19 protein-coding genes and 2 pseudogenes are annotated in these 20,115 nt (G+C 57.4%); 8 read left to right on the plus strand and 13 right to left on the minus strand.

Going from position 1 to position 20,115, the window contains the following annotated elements:
• Positions 1 to 31 precede the first annotated feature (31 nt).
• The 5 genes from WBP07_RS20825 to WBP07_RS20845 all read right to left on the minus strand — a co-directional run bounded on the left by WBP07_RS20825 (position 32) and on the right by WBP07_RS20845 (position 4,757).
• On the minus strand, positions 32 to 601 hold the full coding sequence (locus WBP07_RS20825; protein WP_395396336.1) for a type 1 glutamine amidotransferase domain-containing protein: 570 nt from the start codon (positions 599 to 601) through the stop codon (positions 32 to 34).
• A 744-nt stretch (positions 602 to 1,345) separates the two neighbouring features.
• Positions 1,346 to 1,519 carry a hypothetical protein gene (locus tag WBP07_RS20830; protein WP_395396337.1) on the minus strand — a complete coding sequence of 58 codons (174 nt, stop codon included), beginning with the start codon at positions 1,517 to 1,519 and terminating at the stop codon, positions 1,346 to 1,348.
• A gap of 33 nt (positions 1,520 to 1,552) precedes the next feature.
• Complete coding sequence (locus WBP07_RS20835) at positions 1,553 to 2,116, minus strand: ankyrin repeat domain-containing protein (protein ID WP_395396338.1); 564 nt, start codon at positions 2,114 to 2,116, stop codon at positions 1,553 to 1,555.
• Positions 2,106 to 4,265, minus strand: a complete 2,160-nt coding sequence (locus WBP07_RS20840; RefSeq protein WP_395396487.1) for a catalase — start codon at positions 4,263 to 4,265, stop codon at positions 2,106 to 2,108. Before WBP07_RS20840 ends, WBP07_RS20835 begins: the two co-directional genes overlap by 11 nt.
• Before the next feature lie 288 nt (positions 4,266 to 4,553).
• The gene (locus WBP07_RS20845) at positions 4,554 to 4,757 is read right to left on the minus strand and encodes a hypothetical protein (RefSeq protein ID WP_395396339.1); all 204 of its coding nucleotides are present in this window, start codon (positions 4,755 to 4,757) and stop codon (positions 4,554 to 4,556) included.
• Between the two features lie 187 nt (positions 4,758 to 4,944).
• On the opposite strand from WBP07_RS20845, the gene WBP07_RS20850 reads away from it, so the two are divergent.
• Positions 4,945 to 5,421 carry a hypothetical protein gene (locus WBP07_RS20850; RefSeq protein ID WP_395396340.1) on the plus strand — a complete coding sequence of 159 codons (477 nt, stop codon included), beginning with the start codon at positions 4,945 to 4,947 and terminating at the stop codon, positions 5,419 to 5,421.
• 565 nt (positions 5,422 to 5,986) lie between these two features.
• Positions 5,987 to 7,078 (plus strand): DNA topoisomerase IB, encoded by a 1,092-nt coding sequence (locus WBP07_RS20855; protein WP_395396488.1) that lies wholly within the window; start codon positions 5,987 to 5,989, stop codon positions 7,076 to 7,078.
• 375 nt (positions 7,079 to 7,453) lie between these two features.
• Here the strand turns inward: WBP07_RS20855 and WBP07_RS20860 are convergent, their stop codons facing one another.
• From WBP07_RS20860 to WBP07_RS20875, 4 genes are all read right to left on the minus strand, one after another.
• Entirely contained in the window at positions 7,454 to 8,371 is a 918-nt protein-coding gene (locus tag WBP07_RS20860; protein ID WP_395396341.1) for an NAD(P)H-hydrate dehydratase, read from the minus strand.
• Positions 8,364 to 9,134: a histidine phosphatase family protein gene (locus WBP07_RS20865; RefSeq protein ID WP_395396342.1), complete on the minus strand. Its 771-nt coding sequence runs from the start codon at positions 9,132 to 9,134 to the stop codon at positions 8,364 to 8,366. Before WBP07_RS20865 ends, WBP07_RS20860 begins: the two co-directional genes overlap by 8 nt.
• 119 nt (positions 9,135 to 9,253) lie before the next feature.
• On the minus strand, positions 9,254 to 9,394 hold the full coding sequence (locus tag WBP07_RS20870; protein ID WP_395396343.1) for a hypothetical protein: 141 nt from the start codon (positions 9,392 to 9,394) through the stop codon (positions 9,254 to 9,256).
• A 115-nt stretch (positions 9,395 to 9,509) separates the two neighbouring features.
• The gene (locus WBP07_RS20875) at positions 9,510 to 10,964 is read right to left on the minus strand and encodes an HWE histidine kinase domain-containing protein (protein WP_395396344.1); all 1,455 of its coding nucleotides are present in this window, start codon (positions 10,962 to 10,964) and stop codon (positions 9,510 to 9,512) included.
• Here WBP07_RS20875 and WBP07_RS20880 point away from each other — a divergent pair.
• Complete coding sequence (locus tag WBP07_RS20880; protein WP_395391182.1) at positions 10,863 to 11,186, plus strand: DUF6968 family protein; 324 nt, start codon at positions 10,863 to 10,865, stop codon at positions 11,184 to 11,186. The two genes, WBP07_RS20875 and WBP07_RS20880, sit on opposite strands and share 102 nt — an antisense overlap.
• 38 nt (positions 11,187 to 11,224) lie before the next feature.
• Positions 11,225 to 11,991 (plus strand): annotated as a pseudogene (locus WBP07_RS20885) (IS5 family transposase).
• Here the strand turns inward: WBP07_RS20885 and WBP07_RS20890 are convergent.
• The 3 genes from WBP07_RS20890 to WBP07_RS20900 form a co-directional block, all read right to left on the minus strand.
• Positions 11,950 to 13,350 (minus strand): PAS domain-containing protein, encoded by a 1,401-nt coding sequence (locus WBP07_RS20890; RefSeq protein ID WP_395396345.1) that lies wholly within the window; start codon positions 13,348 to 13,350, stop codon positions 11,950 to 11,952. The pseudogene WBP07_RS20885 and the gene WBP07_RS20890 sit on opposite strands and share 42 nt — an antisense overlap.
• Before the next feature lie 672 nt (positions 13,351 to 14,022).
• Complete coding sequence (locus WBP07_RS20895) at positions 14,023 to 14,403, minus strand: response regulator (protein ID WP_395396346.1); 381 nt, start codon at positions 14,401 to 14,403, stop codon at positions 14,023 to 14,025.
• 183 nt (positions 14,404 to 14,586) lie between these two features.
• On the minus strand, positions 14,587 to 15,675 hold the full coding sequence (locus WBP07_RS20900; protein ID WP_395396347.1) for an HWE histidine kinase domain-containing protein: 1,089 nt from the start codon (positions 15,673 to 15,675) through the stop codon (positions 14,587 to 14,589).
• Between the two features lie 303 nt (positions 15,676 to 15,978).
• On the opposite strand from WBP07_RS20900, the pseudogene WBP07_RS20905 reads away from it, so the two are divergent.
• Positions 15,979 to 16,936 (plus strand): annotated as a pseudogene (locus WBP07_RS20905) (IS30 family transposase).
• A 149-nt stretch (positions 16,937 to 17,085) separates the two neighbouring features.
• A complete protein-coding gene (locus WBP07_RS20910; RefSeq protein WP_395396348.1) occupies positions 17,086 to 17,709 on the plus strand; it encodes a helix-turn-helix domain-containing protein in 624 nt (207 codons plus the stop codon).
• Here WBP07_RS20910 and WBP07_RS20915 read toward each other — a convergent pair.
• Positions 17,689 to 18,225, minus strand: coding sequence for a hypothetical protein (locus WBP07_RS20915; protein ID WP_395396349.1), 537 nt, complete (start codon positions 18,223 to 18,225; stop codon positions 17,689 to 17,691). The genes WBP07_RS20910 and WBP07_RS20915 overlap by 21 nt on opposite strands.
• 406 nt (positions 18,226 to 18,631) lie before the next feature.
• On the opposite strand from WBP07_RS20915, the gene WBP07_RS20920 reads away from it, so the two are divergent.
• Together WBP07_RS20920 and WBP07_RS20925 are read left to right on the plus strand one after the other, a co-directional pair.
• Positions 18,632 to 19,183, plus strand: a complete 552-nt coding sequence (locus tag WBP07_RS20920) for a TetR/AcrR family transcriptional regulator (RefSeq protein ID WP_395396350.1) — start codon at positions 18,632 to 18,634, stop codon at positions 19,181 to 19,183.
• Between the two features lie 246 nt (positions 19,184 to 19,429).
• Positions 19,430 to 20,017 carry a hypothetical protein gene (locus WBP07_RS20925; RefSeq protein WP_395396351.1) on the plus strand — a complete coding sequence of 196 codons (588 nt, stop codon included), beginning with the start codon at positions 19,430 to 19,432 and terminating at the stop codon, positions 20,015 to 20,017.
• Positions 20,018 to 20,115 lie beyond the last annotated feature (98 nt).

Raw genomic sequence — 20,115 nt, forward strand, 5'->3', positions numbered from 1 at the left:
CACACAATTGCCGCTGCCTCTCGACTTCGCATCAGGTCTTGGCCCCTCGCGGGAGATGCCGCCCCTCAGCGAATTCTTCGATGAGTTTTTCGCAAAATGCCGGTAGATCGTCCGGCTTCCGGCTAGTGACCAAGCCCTCATCAACAGTGACTTCCTCATCGACCCACTTGCCACCGGCATTTTCGATGTCCGTCCGTACGGTAGGAAAGGATGTCACGGTTCGGCCACTCAGGACGCCCGCTTCTACCAAAAGCCAAGGAGCGTGACAGATCGCTCCAACAGGTTTACCGGCGTCGAAGAAGGCGCGTACGAAGGCTACCGCTTCCTGGCTGCCGCGAAGTTTGTCCGCGCCTACGCTACCGCCCGGTATAACCAAGCCGTCGAACCGGTCCGCAGATACCTCGGCGAAGCACTTATCGACGGAGTAGCGGCCGCCGGGATCAAGGTCATTGTTGTTGGTTTCCGCAGTTCCGCTTTCCAAGCCGATGACGGTGACATTTGCGCCCGCTTGCTCCAGCGCTTTCTTGGGTTCAACGAACTCCGATTCTTCCGTGCCACGTGGCGCAATGAGAAGGGCGATCGATAGATTGTCGAGGGACATGAGATCTCCATTTGGATGGGCACCGTCGTCCGATGCCAAAAAAGCGTGCCGGCGGCGCACCAAACCTTGTCTCAACGTCTTTCGGCTATCTTTAGATCCCTTCAGTGCACAGTCGCGGGACATGGAAAGTCCGTGGGCGTTGCATTTTCCTGTCCAATACCCTGGCAACTTGGAGGCCCCGGTCTTTCGATCCCTTGAACGGTATGCCCACCACGTTCGACAGCAACCCCGAGATCTGCAGATCGATGTCGGCAGTGTCCCCGCGTTGGCATAGAGGGGGCCGACCGACCATTTCTCCCGCATTCGGATTAGCAATAGACTTGCCAAGAGAACAGTTTGCATCGTTGCAACTGACAATGCGATGGATTTTCAGCTGGAGAAAACACTCCGTCAGAGGGGAGGCAGCCGTCCGAACGGCGCTAACACGGGATGTAAATGCGGGTCACGTGCCTCCGTGTTGGGCTGGGCAGGCACCGACAGCGGGCGAGCGGACGCGATCCTGTATTCTGGCCTGTATTCGGGCCGATCTTCGGGGATGGATTGCTCGCCCCACGAGCGTTCTCCACATGGCTGCAGCACCTTATAGCCGACGGTCAGGGACGACGCCGGCCTCCTTTCACGATGCTTCATTTGCGGAGCAAACCTTGGGTGCGTCGCCGGCAGGTTCTTGCTGGCCCCAGCCGATTAGCATTCGCGCCGCCGCTCGGGCAGCTCGGAATGTGCAAGGTATGGCAGACGTGTGGCCTAATTTAGTCCATTGCGTTCCTTGACGCCCGTCTGCTCTTCCTTCTCGAGCTTGTCGGCATGCCAGATATTGCGGCCGGCAAAGACCACAATGATGACGGCAAGCACGATTGCGACGACCATGATGCCGGCGCGGCCCAGACGTCGCGAGCTCGGCTTATCTTCATTCTTCATATTGGGGAAACCTTCATGCTTTCCATCTTGTCGCTAGGCATTCCTTGTCCCGCGTGTTGAAAGGCGCGCCAGCTTGTGCGCCATTACGGCATTCCCCTGCTGATAGGCGACAGACAGCGCGTCATTTCCTGCAACGTCGCTCAACTCGATATCGGCGCCGTGGGAAATCAATAAGTCGACAAAATCCTCCCGGCCGAACAACGATGCCATCATAAGTGCCGTCTGGCCGGCGAAGTTTGGGACGTCGGGTTGGGCCCCTCTTTCAAGCAACATCTCGGCAGTGCCCAGATGGCCCTTGAACGTTGCTCCCATGAGCGCGGTGTTTCCTCGGAAACAATCCGTCTGATCGACAGCGGCGCCGCTCTCGAGCAATGCCTCTGCCGTTTCATGATGTCCGTGATAAGTTGCCAGGATCAGCGACGTGTGTCCCTTCCCGTTGTAGGCGTCCACGCGGGCTCCGGCTTGAACCAGGGCCAGGATCAGATCGGTACGTCCCAGGCGTGCGGTTTCGAACAGAAGTTCCTGAAGGCGTTCAGGCGGGGGGAGAGGGGGCAGCCGGCTTTCGCCAGCTGCCAGTTCTTGGGTCTCATTTCGCATCTAGATCAACCCTCAGCTCTCGAGGCCAATGACGCAGCGCGGCGATCGTATCGACAAACGCGGCGGCATCTCTTGCGGACTCCAGCCGCACGCAGCCTTCGTCAAGGTTTCCGGCTATGCCGCCTTTCGAGAGGATTGGCTCTGCACCTGCTGACAGGCCGATGAATTTACCGTGCCCGAAAGCATCGCGCACGAAGTCCTGCGCGGTAGCATCATCGCCGAGGAGGATGCCCCCTTCTTCCGAGACGATAATCGCAACCGCATCGAACAGGACTGAAGGGCCGCCGTCGATTTTCTGTTTGGCCGCAACCCGCGTGCCGTCAGAAAGCGCCACCCCGCCAACTTTTGCCGCGACGATCTCATAGACCGCCCCGACCTTGTCGACGGCCTTTACCAACGCATCGAAAAGTGATGCGTCAGCTTCGTCGCTCAGGAGAATGCCAAGTTTGCGGCCCTTAAAGGAAGATGGACCGTTTTTAATGATCGACAGAGCGTCAGACGGCGCGAGTTCGGTCTTGGTCGGCATGGCGGCCTGGGCGGGGTCGGGAAGCGTCGCAAGACCCAGCCCGTCGGCGACCTTCGACGCCAGTGCCTCGTCGATGTTGCGCAAGTGCGACACCAGGCGCGCACGAATGTCGGGTCTTTCGACCTTGGAAAGCTCGAAGACCAGGGCATCGGCAATATGCTTCTGCTCTACCGGCAGCTGGCTGATGAAGAACTGCCTCGCCTGGCTGTAATGGTCGGCAAAGCTTTCGGGCCGGATGCGCAACTTGGCGCCTTCGGCCTCACTGGCGAAGCTGGAATAGCCGCGCGCAGGGTCGGCGCGGGGGCCTCCAACAGTCGGCCCCCACGAGTTGGGCTCATAGTTCACTCGGCCGACGGGATTGACCATGGCCATGTGGCCGTCCTGCTGGAAATGGGCAATCGGGCACTTGGGCGCGTTTATAGGAATATGCGTGAAGTTGGGGCTTCCGAGCCGCTTCAGTTGGGTATCGAGGTAGGAGAAATTGCGCCCTTGCAGCAGCGGATCGTTGGTGAAATCGATACCGGGAACGACGTTTTGCGTGCAGAACGCAACCTGCTCCGTTTCTGCGAAGAAGTTGTCGACGAGGCGATCGAGCACCAGTCGCCCGATCGTTCGGACGGGAAGGACTTCCTCGGGGATAATCTTGGTCGCATCGAGCACGTCGAACTCGAAACTGTCCGCGAAGGCCTGGTCGAAAAGCTGGACACCCAGCTCCCATTCCGGAAAGTCGCCTCCATTGATTGCATCCCATAGATCGCGCCGGTGGAAGTCAGGGTCGGCGCCATTGATCTTCACGGCTTCGTTCCAGACCACTGATTGCAGCCCCTGTTTCGGCTTCCAGTGGAACTTCACGAAGGTAGATTTATCGTCATCGGAGACTAGACGGAAGGTGTGCACGCCGAAGCCTTCCATCGTACGGAACGAGCGTGGGATGGCTCGGTCGGACATGATCCACATGACCATGTGCATCGATTCCGGCGTAAGGCTGATGAAGTCCCAGAAATTGTCGTGAGCCGTCTGAGCCTGCGGGAAGCCCCGATCAGGTTCGGGTTTGGCGGCATGGATGAGATCGGGAAACTTGATGGCATCCTGGATGAAGAAGACCGGAATATTGTTGCCGACAAGATCCCAGTTGCCCTCGCGGGTATAGAGCTTGACGGCAAACCCGCGTACGTCGCGGGCCAAATCGGAAGATCCCTTTGAGCCAGCCACGGTCGAGAAGCGAACAAAGGCGGGCGTTCGTTCTCCCACGCGCTGAAAGATGTCGGCCCTGGTTATATCGGCGAGGCTGTCAGTAAGTTCGAAATAGCCATGAACCCCGTATCCGCGCGCATGTACGACGCGCTCGGGGATACGTTCATGATCGAAGTGGAAAATTTTCTCGCGGAAGTGGAAGTCTTCGACGAGCGTAGGGCCTCGCGGGCCCTGTTTCAGACTGTTTTGATCATCCGCGATAGGTACGCCCTGCTGCGAAGTGAGAATAGCGCCGCCTTCTCTCGGGGTCTGCTGCGTCTCACCACCGACGCCTTGCGGCTCCAAGTAGGTTGTTGCGATTTGCGCATCGTTTGGGATCGGCGAAGCCTTCGCTGGCGTCTCGCCAGGGAGCGGCTTGCCTTGTGCGATGTCGTTCGGCTTGCGGGACGACGTCCCGGCGGCAGGCTTCTTGGCCAAGGCTTTCCTCCTGTCTCGCGGCAATCGCAATCCCTCTTGGGTTCCGCATCCGCATCGTCAGGGAAACAGAAAAAGGCCGGCGTAGTTTCCCGGATAATTCATTTTTCGCGAAAGCTATTTGGCCAGAAGGTTTATGATCTAAGTTATTTTGCGCCAAGGTACTTAATTAAAGTGCTAAAATTGGGCTTTGTCCCCGCAAACAATGAATGACGGGCCAGCGCAGCCGCCAGCCCGTCATTTTTATGCGACGGCCTGCAGAGTGCAGCGATCATCCTCACGGAGATCTCGTGTCCAAAGCGCGATCTGTTCACCGGTAGCGCGGTGCAAGGCCCTCAGTCGCTCTATGTCTTTTGGAGACAGGCCGCCGCTGGTTTGAGCCTGTGTAATCGCTGCTTCCAGGCGGGCCTGCTCTCGGCGGAAATAGGTGCGGAGTTCCTCGAACATGTTTAGCCTCCGCGCTCGTCCAGAGTACGCATAGCCGACATGATATCTTCAAGAGGAACTGGGTCCGACACCCCCGGTGGTCGCCTCAAGTCCGGCCTTTCCTCAACTGCGTGGGCATCCGAGGCCCACGATGCAAGAATCGCCCGTTTGACTTCAGGCTCGAGTTGCGGGTGCTTCATGAACTCGAATGGGTGACGAAATTTGGAGAGGGACATTTCTTGCCTCCTTTCTTCCAACTCTCCTCCTGCAGGGAAAGGCCCTGCGGGCCCAATATCGTCAAGATTGGTCCGAAGATCAAGAATCCATTGAAGCGTCTGATCGCTCAGGAAGCGGTGGAGCATCCTTTCCTCCGCAGTGGAACAAGTCTTCGCCTTGGGTGTTGGGCGGCTGGGAAACATGGAGCGATTTGATGCCCAAATATACGTTCGAAACGCCGGATGGCGAGGAAGTTGAAATTAACTCCATAAACGTGGTCGATCTGGTCGAGGGGAGAGACGATCAAGTTACGGTCTTGGAGCTACAGGACGGCAATGAAATTGCTGTTTTGGCAACACGCGAAGAGGTTGTAAGTTATCTTGATCTAGATCCTTTACAATACCTGAGCGGAGAATATTCCGTCGATGAAATTCCAGAAGATTTTGATGAAAGTGACTATGAAGATTAGTATTTCTTCGGCTGAGAAGGGCTCAGGATCGATCTTACATTCCGGTCTCAGGTACGGAATTCGCGGATTGAGGCGATCGGGGAACGTCGACTCGGGCAAGGGAGGGTAGACGAGAATACAGGGGCCGCCAGCGGGGGATCAGGGGCTGGCGGCCCCCTTGCATAATAGAATGCCAGGCAACGGAGGTCGTTCCCCGCTGCGCGGAAATTGTTTGGTCGGCCACATGCTGTCAACGCTGCCAGTGCTGCTGCTTCCGGACCGGCCTCGTTTTTCACGCCCCTTTCCTGGCTCTGCACTCGTTGGGAAGATCACTTTGAGCGCTCCATTGATGCGTCGAAAATGGCATCGCATGTTCGGCCCGGGTCACGCTCCGGCGTAGGTCTCTTGCAACGGAACGCTTGTCCTCAAAACATGATGCGGCCTATGACCTTCCAATGGCCCGTTCCCTGATGTCCGGACGACCTGGTCACCCATCACCGCAGTACGTTTCGCTGGGGTGGGGGAACGCAATCGTCCGGCAGGCGATTTTGCAGCATAGCAGTGCGAGAAGGTGGCCCTGGGCAGCATGAATGGAGGCGCGATTGGGGACGCGCAGCAGGCGGCGGCGACCGCCGGACTGGTCTATGTAACGGACAATGGCCCCGGGATCCGGCGCGAGGCATGGCGAGGCAAGTTCCGTTATCGCAGCGGCAAGGGCGAACTCGTGCGCAATGAGAAGACGCTTGCCCGTATCGCCGCGCTGGCAATCCCGCCTGCCTATTCGGACGTTTGGATCTTTCCAGAACCCAACGGCCATATTCAAGCGACCGGACGCGACGCCAAGGGGCGCAAGCAATACCGTTATCATGCCATGTTTCGAGAAGTGAGAGACAGTACAAAATACGAGCACATGCTCGATTTCGCCAAAGCTCTCCCGATCGTGCGCCAAAGGATCGAGGCAGATCTCCGCAGGCGAGGGCTGCCGCGCGAGAGAGTGCTGGCGGCCGTGGTTCATCTGCTGGAGACCACCATGATTCGCATCGGAAATTCTGACTATGCCAAGCTGAGCAGGAGTTATGGCCTCACCACGCTGCAAGATCGCCATGTAGCGGTGGAGGGAGCCCAACCTCGTTTCAACTTCAAGGGCAAAAGCGGCAAGCAGTGGAAGCTCAGACTGGAGAATCGCCGGATTGCGAAAATTGTCAAAGCGAGTCAGGATCTTCCCGGCCAGCACCTTTTCCAATACATTGGCGAAGACGGCGAAAACTGTGAGGTTACCTCCAGCGATATCAACGCCTATCTCAAGGAAATCTCTGGCTCGGACATTCCCGCCAAGGACTTCAGGACATGGAACGGCACTGTCCTGGCCGCTCTGGCGCTCGCGGAATATGAGAAAGTCGACAGCCAGGCGGCCGCCAAACGCAACGTGCGTGCAGCAATAGAGGCGGTAGCATCTCGTCTTGGCAACACACCGGCGGTGTGCTGCAAATGTTATATCCATCCCGAGGTTTTCGAGAGCTGTCTGACCGACGAACTTGCGCTGGATGCCAAGGATGCAGTCGAACGCGAGTTGCGCGACGAGGTCTCGAGATTACGGCCCGAGGAAGCGGTCGTACTTGCTTTTCTCCAGCGGCGGCTCACCGACAATGCGAAGGCGAGGGCCTGCTCGAGTTGTTAACTGGAATCGCAGTGATTTACCGCGTTTTAATCCGACGCTAGTTCGGGCCTGCGGCATCAAGGTCGATGAGCATCGCCAGCTTTGCTCCCGTTAGAGCTGAACTTCCGAAGCCCGCTCGTACGTTGACGCATACAGCCTGTTTTGCGACCTTCATGATCGCAGGGAAATTCCGGTGCTTCGCAGACATTGTCGGTGCGAAGGGGGCCGTTCCTGAAAACGAATGAACCTCAAAATCCCGCGAGGCAGGCGGGCGAAAGCAAAGTCACGCTCCCGCATACCAAAAAAGGTGATCCGGCCCTGCTAAGAGAAGCTTGCCGGGCAGCAGCGAACAGACTTCGAGGGAGGACGCAGCAGGACAAAGACAGTCGTTCTTGCTCAGGCCTCACCTGCAGATTGCATCACGCGAGGCAGGGTAATCAGGAGGTCGCGGGCGAGGAAACCCAAGCGCCCAATTCCCTCGGCACAAATGCGTCCCGCCTCGCCGTGCAGCCATACAGACCACAGCGCGGCCTCGAGGGGAGGGCATCCCCTTGCGAGAAGGCCGCCTGCAATTCCTGCCAAGACGTCGCCCGAACCGCCCGTCGCGAGGCCGGCGTTGCCGCCTGAATACAGGAAATGCGTGCCAGCGGGTTCAGCCACAAGCGTTGTACTGCCTTTCAATACCACGACCGCATAGAATCGCCGTGCGGCCTCGCGGGCTGCCGCGAGCCTGTCCCGCGCGATGTCCTGTGACTCGCACTCGAGCATGGCTGCCATCTCACCGATGTGCGGCGTGATGACGGAGGGCGACGAGCGGGAGCGCAAGACGTCGGCATGGCGTCCGAGCGTCATCAAAGCCGATGCGTCGATTACAAGAGCATCGCTGCCTTTCCCCTTGCCGCGCATACCATCGAGAACTGAGTCCAGCAGCCGAGATGCGTGGTTTCCGCACGCCATTGCAGGGCCGACGACTACGCAATCGCAGCGCGCCAGATGGCCTTCCAGAAGTTCCCGATCGGCGTTGACCTCGCCATCTGGGCTTTCCGGGAGCGCGAGAAATCCTGCTTCGGGGAAGAGGGCGCCGAGCGATTGGACCGCTGACGCGACAGTGCCTATACGCACCTTGCCGGCACCTGATCGCAGCGCGGCTTCTCCTGTGAGCCTGATTCCTCCCGGGACTTGAAGGGAGCCTCCAAGCACCAACACATGCCCGCGAGTGTTTTTGTCAACATCGTGCGCCGGCCTCGGCAAAGGATGTCCGCGCAGCCACGCCGTGTCGAGCGGTGTGCTTGATCCGCTGTTATGGTCAACCACGTGCCGCGACAATCTGATCGGGCTCGTTTGTGGCTGGCGTGCCCTCCCTTTCGAGCGGGGCAACTATATTGTAATGCTGCAGTGCAAGCCGTCCGGATTGCGAATTGAGTTCGTACTGTGTGACACTGCAGTTGGCCACATCGCCTTGCGCATCGATCTCGAGGATTTCCGCCTCGGTCAGGTTTTCCAGAACATATCGCATGCAAAGGACTACGACTTGGTGCGCAATGATCATCACCCGTTCGCCTGCGTAATGAAGCGAGACCGTATCCAGGAGAGCGCGTAGACGGAAGATTACATCTACCCAGCTTTCTCCGCCCGGCGGGCGGTGATAGAACTTGCCAAGTACCTTGCGGAAGTGAGCTTGTTCGGGCTGCAACTCGCGAATTCCGGCGCTGGTCAACCCGTCAAGGATGCCGAACTCTTTCTCACGCAGCCGCTCATCGAGGCAAATTCGCAAATCGGAATGACATCCACCCGCCTCTCGGAAAATTTCAGCGGTTTGAAGCGCGCGCAGATAAGGGCTGGATAAGATGACCTGAGGTCGCTGGCCTTCCTCACCTTGCGCAAACCAGTGACCAAGCGCGCGTGCCTGATCGATGCCAAGCGAAGAAAGGGGAACATCTACATCTCGGTGGTCCAGAGCGATCCTTGCCGTGCCATTGGCATGCGCCGTATCGCGCGCGACATTGCCAGCGCTCTGCCCATGACGGATGAGCCACAGTACGCTAGGCCAGCGCGGCGTGTTTCCGGTGCTCCTCATGGGAGCTAAACGGAACCGGTGAAGGCAAGTTCCGACTTGGGCCTCCTCAAAATTGACTTGGGTCGCGTTTGCCCACGGTGGCATCCGACATTCCTGTTTCGGGTCCTCGGAGGCTATTTCTATTCCTGGATCGATGCGGCAAGCTCGCTGACGATTTGGCCGATTTCTACCGGCTTTTGCAGGCGCACAATGCCCGCAAGTTCATCAGGTGGCGCTTCCTGATTGCACCCTGTGATAAAAACGAACGGCAAGCCCGCCATTCTGAGTTCATGCGCCAACTCGAACGACGTACGCGCGCGCCTGCGCCTTGAAGCGCCCGCGCCGTGTCGTTGCCTAAGTGGTAATCATCTTGGACCAACATGATTCTCTGCCCGGTCAGATCCGCTTGGCCCCTCTATCGATCGTTCCGCCGAAGACACTGGCCCGTTGTGGTGCGTTCGTCCCCAATACGCTCGGACGGTTCGTGAGGGGAAACTCGAGGTGACATTGGGCGCCGCCCCGATCGATCCGGACGTTGCCGCGGCCGCTTAGCTCGTAAGGGATGCGTCCTTCAATAAGTTCCCTACCAAAGCCCACACGGTGCGGTTCAGCTGATGGCGTTTGACCGGGGGCGCCGTCTTCATTCCAGTCAAACGCCAACCATGGCTGCTCGCCCAAATCAAAGACTTCCCATCGGACTCGAACGAGACCGTCCCGGGCTGCCAACGCGCCATATTTCCTCGCATTTGCGGCAAGCTCGTGAATGACAAGCGCCATTGTCTCGGCTGCCTTAGGCGACAGTTCTACGGCGGGCCCCATTGCATCGACCTTTTTCTCGTGAATTGCCAAGGCATTCAACTCGTCATGCACAATGCTTCTCAAGTCGACGCTGATATTCGCAGCGCGCGTGAGGAGAGCCTGAACTCTCGAAAATGCGTCGATCCTGCCCTTCATTAACTCGGCATACTCTTGAACCGAGGCCGCACCGCCTATTGTCCGGTCTACTATTGAACGGATGATTGCCATCACATTTCGAACGCGGTGCTGAAGTTCAGCAAGCAGATTTTCTTGATGCTCGATCGCCAATTTCGCGTCGGTCACGTCCTCCGCTATCCCACCAATCCGGTCGACACGGCCTTGAGGGTCGCAAAGTGGGAAATCGGTATTTCTTATCCACCGAAACGCGCCGTCATTAACGCGCCTAATACGAAACTCGTGAACGACTGCTTTGCCGGCCTGCGCTTCGTGCAGACTCTCGAAGGCGATAGCTCGGTCTTCCGGGACGATCGACGATGCCCAGGTTTCGGCGCGATCCAGAAATGTCTGCTTATCGACGCCATAGATCCTTTCGATTCCAGAACTCGCATATTCCATCTTGAGGGTGATGGCATCGCGAATCCAAAGGGCGCCGGAAGCCGCCGTAGCAAACTGATGGAAGCGCTCCTCGCTCCTCAGGCGATTTTCGTTCTCATGATGACGCGATATGATCATAGCTGCGGTCTGACCGATCATCGCAGCCAGGTCCTGGTCGGCCTTTTCCGGCACCCGTCGTTCCGGAAAATAAAGTGTGACGCAGCCAACCAAGCGTTCCGAACGTGTCGTTAAAGGGAGCGACCAGCATTCACGGTAACCGTAGGTTTCGGCGAGCCAAATCCAAGGCCGCCGCTTCTCCTCATCTAGGCCGTGAACCCATAAAAGTTGCCGCCTTCTCAGCCCTATGCCACACCTTCCCGCGATGGAGGAGGGCAGATGATTGAAGCGCCATTTGTGGAGCGCAGGTTCGAGCTTGATGGCGGTGAATTGGTCGTCTGCTTTTTCACGCCATCGAAGGCACCTGGAGGCGAGTTCCAATGCCGTTATGTCATAGGATGGCCGGAACGAGAGGTTCGCCGGTATGCGTGCGGCCTGGATGGGCTCCAAGCCCTCATGCTGGCCATGCGCATCGTCCATACCGAACTTATCGAGAGTGATGCGTATAAGGCCGGACGCCTTACTTGGTGCGATCAGGCCGATCTCGACCTTCCACCTACTTGGGGCGAGGGATCGCTATATGACCCGCCTCCACATCCATAAACCTTTCAATCCCGCTTAGATTCTGATTCAGGGACGGCATGAGCCGATATGACCTGACCGACTTTGAGTGGCGCGTGATCGAGCCGCTGTTGCCAAATAAGCCGAGGGGCGTGCCGCGTGTCGACGACCGGCGCGTTCTGAACGGAATATTCTGGGTGCTGCGATCAGGCGCTCCATGGCGTGATCTGCCGGAACGCTATGGCCCGCGCACCACCTGCTACAACCGCTTTGCGCGATGGCGGAAGGCTGGCGTCTGGGATCGAATGATGGACGCCATCACCGCCGCGCACGATGGCGACATCCAGATGATCGACAGCACTTCCGTTCGCGCCCACCAGCAGGCAGCGACGGCAAAAAGGGGGATCGAGATCATTGTCTCGGTCGCTCCCGAGGCGGGCTCACGACCAAAATCCATGCGGTCGTCGACGGGCAAGGCCTCCCGATCCGGCTGAGCCTGACCGCAGGGCAAAGCCATGACGGCCAAGCCGCTGACGATCTGCTCGATCATGTTGGTGCCGGAACAATCATTCTGGCGGACAAGGCCTACGATGCCGATCGCATCCGGGTGTCTCTCCGCGAGAAAGGGGCGTTCGCCAACATCCCGCCAAAGTCCAACCGCCGATCAAAACCGTACTTCAGCACATGGCTCTACCGTCAGCGCAATCTCGTCGAACGGTTCTTCTCCAAGCTGAAGCACTTCCGCCGTGTTGCCACCCGCTACGAAAAGCTGGCCGAAAACTTCCTGGCCATGGTCCAGCTCGCCTCAATGCGGCTGTGGCTCCGTGCTTATGAGTCTACGACCTAAAATGTCCCGCGGCACTCGGCGTGTAGTAGTTGCGACAGCCAGACCGTAGGCCAACTTGCTTGGAGCTAATCTGAAGGCTTTCACTGCTTCAGCGTAGGCCTCGCCCATTCCGATGACATGTTCCAGTTCTTCCCCAGCTTCATTCGCAACGCAAAATGCGCAGCGGCGACCATCGCCGGCTTGAACCATGGTGCGCGACAGAACCTTCAGGGAATCCTCCAGCGACCCGCCATCCATGGCCACCTGAAAAAACTCCTTTTGCGCCGCGAGCCAATCTTCAGTGCATCGCAAGCTTGCTTCGCTGGCGCGCAAGGCAGCTTGTGCCCAGACGCGCTCCAGTGCATTCCGGGTGCGTTCGGCGACCTCCTCGACCAGCCGAACGTCGCCATCAGTCCATCGTCGGGGACCGATCGTCTGAACGCTGATGCCGCCCGCCTGGCGGAAATTCTTGCAGATGGGCACGGCAATGAGCGCGCGAAGGCCTGCGCCGGCGTACTGCTCGCCCTCCTTTAAGGACGCATCAGTTGCGGCATGAAGGTCGTTGATCTTAACCGATATGCCATTTTCAAGATCGGTAAACAGATTGCCACCATAGTCTGCATCGCCTCCCGGAATGACAGCTACCCGGGAGATGCCGGGACGGGCGCGCCACTCGTTGTCGACAACGTATGCGTAGCCGGAACCGACCGTTTCAACGCGATAGTATATGGCGCGATCTACCTGGAGTTTCTCCCCGAGCAACTCTATCGCGATGCGTTGTACTTGGACCGGATCCCCGATGGGTCGTAGGGCGTTACTGAGCTCCAACAGGAAGGCGTTATGCTCCTCCTCTACGCGAAGCCTCTCCTGCGCCAGCTTTGCTTCTGTCACATCCTGGCGAGTGCCGACGATACGGATGGCCGTTCCGGCGTCATCGCGCTCGATTTCCGCACGCGCATGTATCCATCGAACCTCTCCGTCGGAGGGAAGGATGATGCGATACTGGCTGTCGTATATAGATGCTTTGCTTTCGAGCGCGGCGAACAGCCGTTGTTCGGCGATGAGGCGATCGTCCGGATGCAACCGGGCAAACCACTGGCCGTGCACTTGGGTCAATGTGTCCGATGGCAAGACATGGAGCTTCAGATGGTCGGCTAATCTCCCTGGTCGGCTCTTGTCAGTGAGGTTGACGTCTATACCGCCGACACCGCCTATCCGGTGCATGAGCGCGGAGAGGCCTTCGTGTTGGCGCGGGGACATCACAGCTTCGCCGAGCGAATAGGCGTTCGATCTGCTTTCTGACAGCTTTGCTTCCGCGAGTGAGGCCCGGGTTTCGGATGCAGTCAGGCGGGCCTCGAGTTCAACAAGACGTTGCTTCAACTCACTAACGGATTCTTGCTTTGGCATTCTTCGACAACGCCAGACGCGATTGAAATATCCAGTCGCACTCTCGTTGGGATGCGATCAGCGCCGCTAGCTTCCGGGGGATCGCGCATAGTCCATCAACACGATGGTTCTAACCCGCTAGGGCCTAGAAGCGGCCATGAAGCGGCCATTATGAGTGCTTCCGGGCAGCAAAAAGAACGCGATACCCTTGGCATCGCAGTGTTTCCTGTTCTGCTGCAGTATCGCCGTTGTCGGCGAACTGTGCTCACCGTCGGACTTGCGGATCTTTGGCGGTCTGCAGCTGGTCAGGGAACGGCGAGCCCGGCCGCTTTCCAGCGATGCCTGGGATCGCGGGACGCTAAACGCAAGGCGGCGATCTATCGCCTTAAAGGACGATTCTCACGCTGCGCCCGCGAAGCAGATGGACGAAACGAGGGCTGTTCGATCCGGTGTCCTGGTCAAAGAAGAAAACCGTGTTCGCATTTGTCGAAATCTTCGAGGATGTGTCCCCACCGGCGGCGGCGCCAAGAGGACCGCGTCGTCTGCCTCTGCGTTGTCCGTCATCCAACGAGATCCCAATGAACGAGCATCACGACGTGGCTCCCTGAACCGCGATGAGCGCCAGGAGCGGTTACGATGATACATTCCGATAGGCCCCTTGAGTTATCAGGTCAGAAGGCTTTCCACCATTCCTGCCAAATCGTCATAACAATAGGGCTTACTGAGAAAGAGGCCGCGCTCGGGCAATTTGATTTCGTCTCGCGAGCTCCGGCCGGACGTCACGATTAATTCGACCAGAGGCCAACGGTTTCGGATCAAGAATGCCAAGTGCAAACCGTCCATGCCGGCACCGAGATCGATGTCCGCAAATATAAGGCTTATGTCGTTACGGGCTTTCAGAAGGACCAAGGCCTCGCTTGCATTCGTGGCTTCCAGCGCCGCGAAACCAGCATCTTCAATTATCCCCGCTGCCATCATCCGAATGAGTGGTTCATCCTCGACAACGAGAACTACCCGCAACGGATTTGAAGGTTGTTGTGAAAGCACTTTTAAATCCGTTGCTCAACATGTCAGACGGAGCAATTTAATGCTCAGTTCATGAATATACACGATAATTATCGTAAATTCGTAGACGTCTATTTAATTTATGTCATGTAATATCCCGTTCTATACCATATAGGAAATGCAGTATCCTGACGCGGCTCCAATGAAAGCGGTAGGTAAATATTATCACGTCTTATCGTTACTATGTTGTATCGGTGCTACAATGTCGTACGCGAGGCCGAGTTCAGAAAAATCGAGTAAGGCAGACCCTTGAAATGCAGTACCTACATGCTGCTCAATAAGGTACGAGCCGAACCCTCTGCGTTTTGGCTGTGATACCGGTGGTCCGCCTTCCTCGCGCCACATAAACACGAATTCACTTCCGCCGTTGCCGTCGCGCAGCTGCCAGTGGCATCTTACGGTGCCTTGGGGGACCGATAGGGCACCATATTTTATGGCGTTGGTTGCCAACTCGTTGACTGCCAAAGCGAGAGCAAGCGCCTGCTGTTCATTCAGGCGCAAAGGCGGGCCATGCCACGTTATGCGCTCTAGTTCCACATGTACGGTGAGTGTTTCGACGAGGACATCTTCGACCAATGCATCATTTCGCTGCGCCTTTGCGAGGATGGCATGCGCCTTGCCCATTGAGCGGAGGCGCTCCGAGAGCGTCGTTCTTGCCTCTGTCAGGGTTTCCGATGATCGGAGAGTACGGTCTGCCACGGCGCCTATTACAGCCATCAAATTGCTGATACGATGGGCCAATTCCTCATTCAAAACCTGCGCCTGACGTTCAGCCTGGATCCGTTTCGTCGTCTCGATGACGGTGTCCATGATTCCGACTACCCGGCCGTGTTCGTCGCGAATGGGGCTGTAGGAAAATGTAAAATAGGCTTGTTCGGGTCCCCCCGAACGGTCCACAACCAACGGGAAATCCTCGACGAACGTTGCTGTTCCCGTCAACGCGCGCTCTGCGATCGGACCGATCTGCGGCCAAGCTTCGTGCCACACTTCTGAAAAGGGCCGACCTAGCGCTTCGAACTTATCGCCCAGGATCGGTAGAAACGCATCATTGTAGATGGTGATGAGTTCGGGACCCCAGGCAATGCACTTGGGAAATCCGGAAGCCAGCATCAGCCCCACGGTCACTCGCAAGGTGGCGGACCACTCGTCAATGCGGCCCAATGAGGTGGATGACCAATCAAAAGCCCGGATAGCTTGGGCTTGCCGCCCATTTCGAGGCAGGAATGCAAATCGATCGTCGATAAATATTCCCATCTTCGGTTTTTTGGAAAAGCAGTATGCGTTCTACCTTATCTGGTTGCAGGCTCGCAAGTGGTGGATCGCTGGCTCCAGGCATTGATCGCACCGGGTGAGCGTCACTAGAATTTAACATAATCTCTATTATCAATCCAATCCTTTGTAAGCCGGTGGGTTCTAGATTGAAGTGCGAATTCCGAGGATTTCAGGGCTTTGTGCCCTCTCGGAGGAAAGTCTATGCCGGGCAGCTATCGCCATCTACGTTACGATGAGCGCGAAGCTTTGGCGAAAATGAGGGATGCCGCAGTTCCAGTTTGAGAGATTGCAGCTCGGCTCGGACGGCATCGATCTACTATTTACCGCGAGCTGCGCCGCAATTTCATGCACGATGAGGAAGCGTGGTTTCGTGGCTATTTCCCCAACGTCGCGCACAAAAGAGCCCGCCGTCGCCGGACTGCTGGTCGTAAGCTTGAACGCAACATGGAGTTAGCCGCAGATGTCGTCCAAGGCCTTCGGCGGCGTTGGTCTCCAGAGCAAATTGCTGGACGGATGCGCCTGACCGCCCAGCAACCGCGCGTCAGCCATGAGAATCTACCAATACGTCTATGGGACGGAAGGTCGACGCCTCGGGTTATCCAGATTGTTGCCGTGGGCGCGTCGTCGTCGTCGCCCGCGTGGTGGCCGCAAGCCTCGAGGTGTGCAAATCCCGCTGGTGAACGGTATCAAGCACCGTCCCCCCGAGATCGCGCTGCGCGACGCATTTGGCCATTGGGAAGGCGATCTCGTTGCTTTCCGCCAGATCTACGGCAAGGCCAACCTCACCTCCCTGGTCGAGCGAACGAGCCGGTTTGCGGTGCTTTGGCGAAATCTGGATAGGGGCTCAGTTGCGATCATGGGAGGGATTTGTGCCCAACTTGGCCCCCTTCCCTCTACGCTTCGCCAAACCATCACTTTTGATCGAGGCACGGAGTTTGCAGCCTTCAGGAGGCTCCGGACTGAGCTCGGAATGGAGAGCTATTTCTGTGATCCGAAGGCCCCTTGGCAGAAGGGCGGCGTTGAGAACTTCAATGGCCGTCTGCGACGATACCTGCCATCAGATACGGACATTGCGGCGATGGACGAGATGGCGATCCAGGCGGTCTGTCACCAGCTGAACAACACTCCGCGGAAATGCCTGTCCTATCGGACGCCCCAGGAAGTTTTGACGGAACAGATCGGGCTATGGGCGCCGGGGTCGGATGTTCCTTGGGTGGGGCTCGCCCCACCCAAGGAACAATGATACTCAGCGCCAAGGAATGTCGCGCTTCAACTGGAACTCGCAGCCCCAGATAGAAATGACACCCCTCCGCTAGATAGAAATGACACTGTGTGGTGCCTTCTGCGGAATGTCGGTGGCATGGTTTTCCTGCTGGTCAGGAGAACGCAGCTATGACGGTGCTGGCGATGAGCCATGGCGAACTTTCGCGATTTGATACGCTGATGCGCGTCGAGCGTGGCGAGCTTCGGGTTGCCGATGCCGCGTCGGTACTCGGCCTGAAGCGCCGCCAGATTTTCCGGTTGCTCGGTCGATCGCGCGCTGACGGTCCTGAAGCGCTGGTTTCCTGGGAGCGCGGCCGCACCAGCAACCGGGATCTCGGCGATGATTTCCGTGACCGAGTGCTTAGCCTCGTGCACGAGCATTATCATGATTTCGAACCGACCCTGATTAGCGAGTATCTCGCCGAACCGCTCGGCATCACTCTTTCGCACGGGACCCTGCGGAAGTGGATGATAAAGGCGGGAATGAGGAAGGATCGCGAGGCGCGCCGGCCACGACCATATCAGCCGCGCAACCGGCGGGATTGTCGCGGCGAGCTGATCCAGTTCGATGGTTTGAAGCACTGGTGGTTCGAGGATCGCGGGCCTCAATGCACCCTTCTCGTCTATCGCCTTTCTCCCTGGTACATGGTGCGGCATAACCAGCGTTTCACCAACGCGCCCTTCGATGCGCGCGACCTGCACCGTCCGCCACTGCGGCAGACTTCTAGCTTATTATCTCCGTATATTTTGTAAAAACTCCTCGACATATAGTGCCATCATCTCCGATAAGACCAGATGGATGCCCGAGATAGTAATTGGAGTGTGCTTTTTCGGCATTTTGGTGGTGTGACGCAAGAAAAGCCGAGCTGTCCGCTGGGTCATGGGCACATGCAACCTGCCATTGCTGTCGCGCCGAACATAGATATTCCACATCGTCCCAAGCGCATCGCGATAACGACTGCGGTATATCTCCTTGAGCTGCCGGACATCTTCTTTCCGTCGGCAGGCACCGTATGATCGTATTGATAATTGAAGATTGCGTTGGAAGACCCATTTTGCGCGCCAGCGGTCCACGTAGCTCGGTTGACTGTTTCTCCCCGCGATTTCAAGACACCAGTTGAGGAAAAAGGCACACTCAAGGTCAAGGGCTGCCCCCGGTTCGACCAGGTTGGCGCTGTAAAGCTCGTGAACCCGCTCGCGAAGCATCTCAAACCGCTGAGGGAACGCAGCTCCTGCATGTTTGGAAGCAGTGGTGACGGGAAATCGCATTACGAAGAAACTCGGGCCTGCCCACGACCGACGGCTGCGGGACAAAAGTCGGAATCGATGCGTTTGGGTGCTGGCCGGTTTAGCATTGCTCTGCATGAGCTATACGGCCCCTGGCCGCTGTAGGCAGCCAATACGGAACGCCTCGCTGTCCCGCCTCCAGCGGAATAGTATCTTTTATTCCGGCAATCGAGAATGCTCTGGGCTTGTGGGCAAGCCCGGGAGGGGATTTCGATCATTTGACGGATTGCGCTCCTTGCTCGACTCAGGATAAAATCATTACTCGATGATTTATGGGTCGTGAAGGGTATCGTCAATGGCAATCCAAGGAAGCGAGAGTCGGCGGGAAACCCGCGGACGAGGACGCCCGCGGCGAAGCGAGGGGCCCGATCGCAGCGAAGTGGAACGCTTGGCGCTCAAGGCTTTTGCAACGAGCGGATATGATGGTTCCAGTCTTCGGAGCATCGCTGCAGAGGCCGGAGTGGATCCGGCCCTCATCTCTCGCCGTTATGGCTCGAAAATGGGACTGTGGCGCGCGGTGGTGGACGGACTTGCCGAGAATCTCGATATGGTTCACGCTGAAATTCAAACAGGACTGAAGCCGGGCGAACCACTTTCAGCACGCGTGATTGCCGGCATGCGACGTTTCATTACCCTTAACTGGGCAGTACCGGAACTGGCGCTGATCTTTATCGACGAGATCGCAACGCCCGGCGAACGGCGCGATTACATTGTGACCCGCATCTGGCGCCCCTACTTCCACGCAATCCGCCCGATTTTGACGGAAGCATCCGCGCTGACGGGAGGGGAAGGAAAAAATGCCAATTTCACCGCACTTTCAGTGCTGGGTATAATCGTCATGCCTCAATTGTTGGCCAGCCTTCTCGAAGCGGATATTGGTATATCCTACGAGGAAGCGCCTGAGGCGGTACTCGACGTGTTGCTTCGTCTGTTGACTTGAAATTTTGCTGGCCCTCACCTCACAAAACTACAAGCGCGAATGGTCCCGGAAAGGGATGGCGGACAAAGCGCGGACCAACCTAGTCTGGCCGGCCGAGGCGTTCTCGTTGTGAAGCCGGCAGGCATTTGTTCATGGCGGATCTGAAGGTTGTCTCGCAATCTCTCCGCCCAGTTGGGAGGAGATGTAAGTAGCGTTTAATTGCAGCGGTGTGCGAAATCACCGCGAAGATCTCGGATATGGTCCCTTATGCGGAAGCCATTCCTGGATCCGCTGCCCATCGCGCTCGACATCTGCGATTCGATTGTTAGAAATACGAAGAGCGTCACTGTCCAGGAAGCGTTCGACAAACAAACCATGCTATTCGCAATACCTGCTGCGATCGTCGCGGCTCACATCGAAAATAATCGCACCGTTCAATCGCTGTTCGGGTCATACGGGCTGGCTGCTCAATCGGAGTTTATTCCAGCATCGACCGGCTCACAAGGTTATGCAAAAAAAGGAAGCCTGGTGCGAGGAGAACGACTTAGTGCCACAGACATGAAATCGGTCGGCACCGGCCCTTTCTGTACAGCCCGAAACAGGCAGGGGGCGGCAGTATTCCATTCGACGGGTACCGCCGTGCTGCGCTACCACGGTCGTCTCAGGCATTTTAAAGATACGTATCTTGGCGAAGAACGGATTTACACGAACGACGGGCGCAAGCCCTTGATTCTCGAGTTTGTGCGAACCAGACATCTTCATGATGGATATCATTCGACGACTTATGCAGGTTACATGAACCTATACGATGGCAAATGGCAGACTGTTGCAGTCACCATTCTTTGCGAGGGATAACAGACAATTCACGTTGCCAGCGGAGTGCGGATCCCCCTTCTTCCGGCACGACTGGGATGGACCAGGGCACCGTTCTTCCGAAAAACTCGCCTTCTGCC

This window comes from Novosphingobium oxfordense, assembly GCF_044029435.1.
In the GTDB taxonomy this organism is placed as follows: domain Bacteria; phylum Pseudomonadota; class Alphaproteobacteria; order Sphingomonadales; family Sphingomonadaceae; genus Novosphingobium.

Bases quoted from the DNA above. Each gene is read 5' to 3' on its own strand.
- WBP07_RS20925 (WP_395396351.1), top strand. From the start codon at position 19,430: ATGCGGAAGCCATTCCTGGATCCGCTGCCCATCGCGCTCGACATCTGC.
- WBP07_RS20835 (WP_395396338.1), bottom strand. From the start codon at position 2,116: ATGCGAAATGAGACCCAAGAACTGGCAGCTGGCGAAAGCCGGCTGCCC.
- WBP07_RS20845 (WP_395396339.1), bottom strand. From the start codon at position 4,757: ATGTTCGAGGAACTCCGCACCTATTTCCGCCGAGAGCAGGCCCGCCTG.
- WBP07_RS20825 (WP_395396336.1), bottom strand. From the start codon at position 601: ATGTCCCTCGACAATCTATCGATCGCCCTTCTCATTGCGCCACGTGGC.
- WBP07_RS20865 (WP_395396342.1), bottom strand. From the start codon at position 9,134: ATGAGGAGCACCGGAAACACGCCGCGCTGGCCTAGCGTACTGTGGCTC.
- WBP07_RS20900 (WP_395396347.1), bottom strand. From the start codon at position 15,675: ATGGGAATATTTATCGACGATCGATTTGCATTCCTGCCTCGAAATGGG.
- WBP07_RS20870 (WP_395396343.1), bottom strand. From the start codon at position 9,394: ATGGCGGGCTTGCCGTTCGTTTTTATCACAGGGTGCAATCAGGAAGCG.
- WBP07_RS20850 (WP_395396340.1), top strand. From the start codon at position 4,945: ATGGGTGACGAAATTTGGAGAGGGACATTTCTTGCCTCCTTTCTTCCA.
- WBP07_RS20855 (WP_395396488.1), top strand. From the start codon at position 5,987: ATGAATGGAGGCGCGATTGGGGACGCGCAGCAGGCGGCGGCGACCGCC.
- WBP07_RS20830 (WP_395396337.1), bottom strand. From the start codon at position 1,519: ATGAAGAATGAAGATAAGCCGAGCTCGCGACGTCTGGGCCGCGCCGGC.
- WBP07_RS20880 (WP_395391182.1), top strand. From the start codon at position 10,863: ATGATTGAAGCGCCATTTGTGGAGCGCAGGTTCGAGCTTGATGGCGGT.
- WBP07_RS20915 (WP_395396349.1), bottom strand. From the start codon at position 18,225: ATGCGATTTCCCGTCACCACTGCTTCCAAACATGCAGGAGCTGCGTTC.
- WBP07_RS20910 (WP_395396348.1), top strand. From the start codon at position 17,086: ATGACGGTGCTGGCGATGAGCCATGGCGAACTTTCGCGATTTGATACG.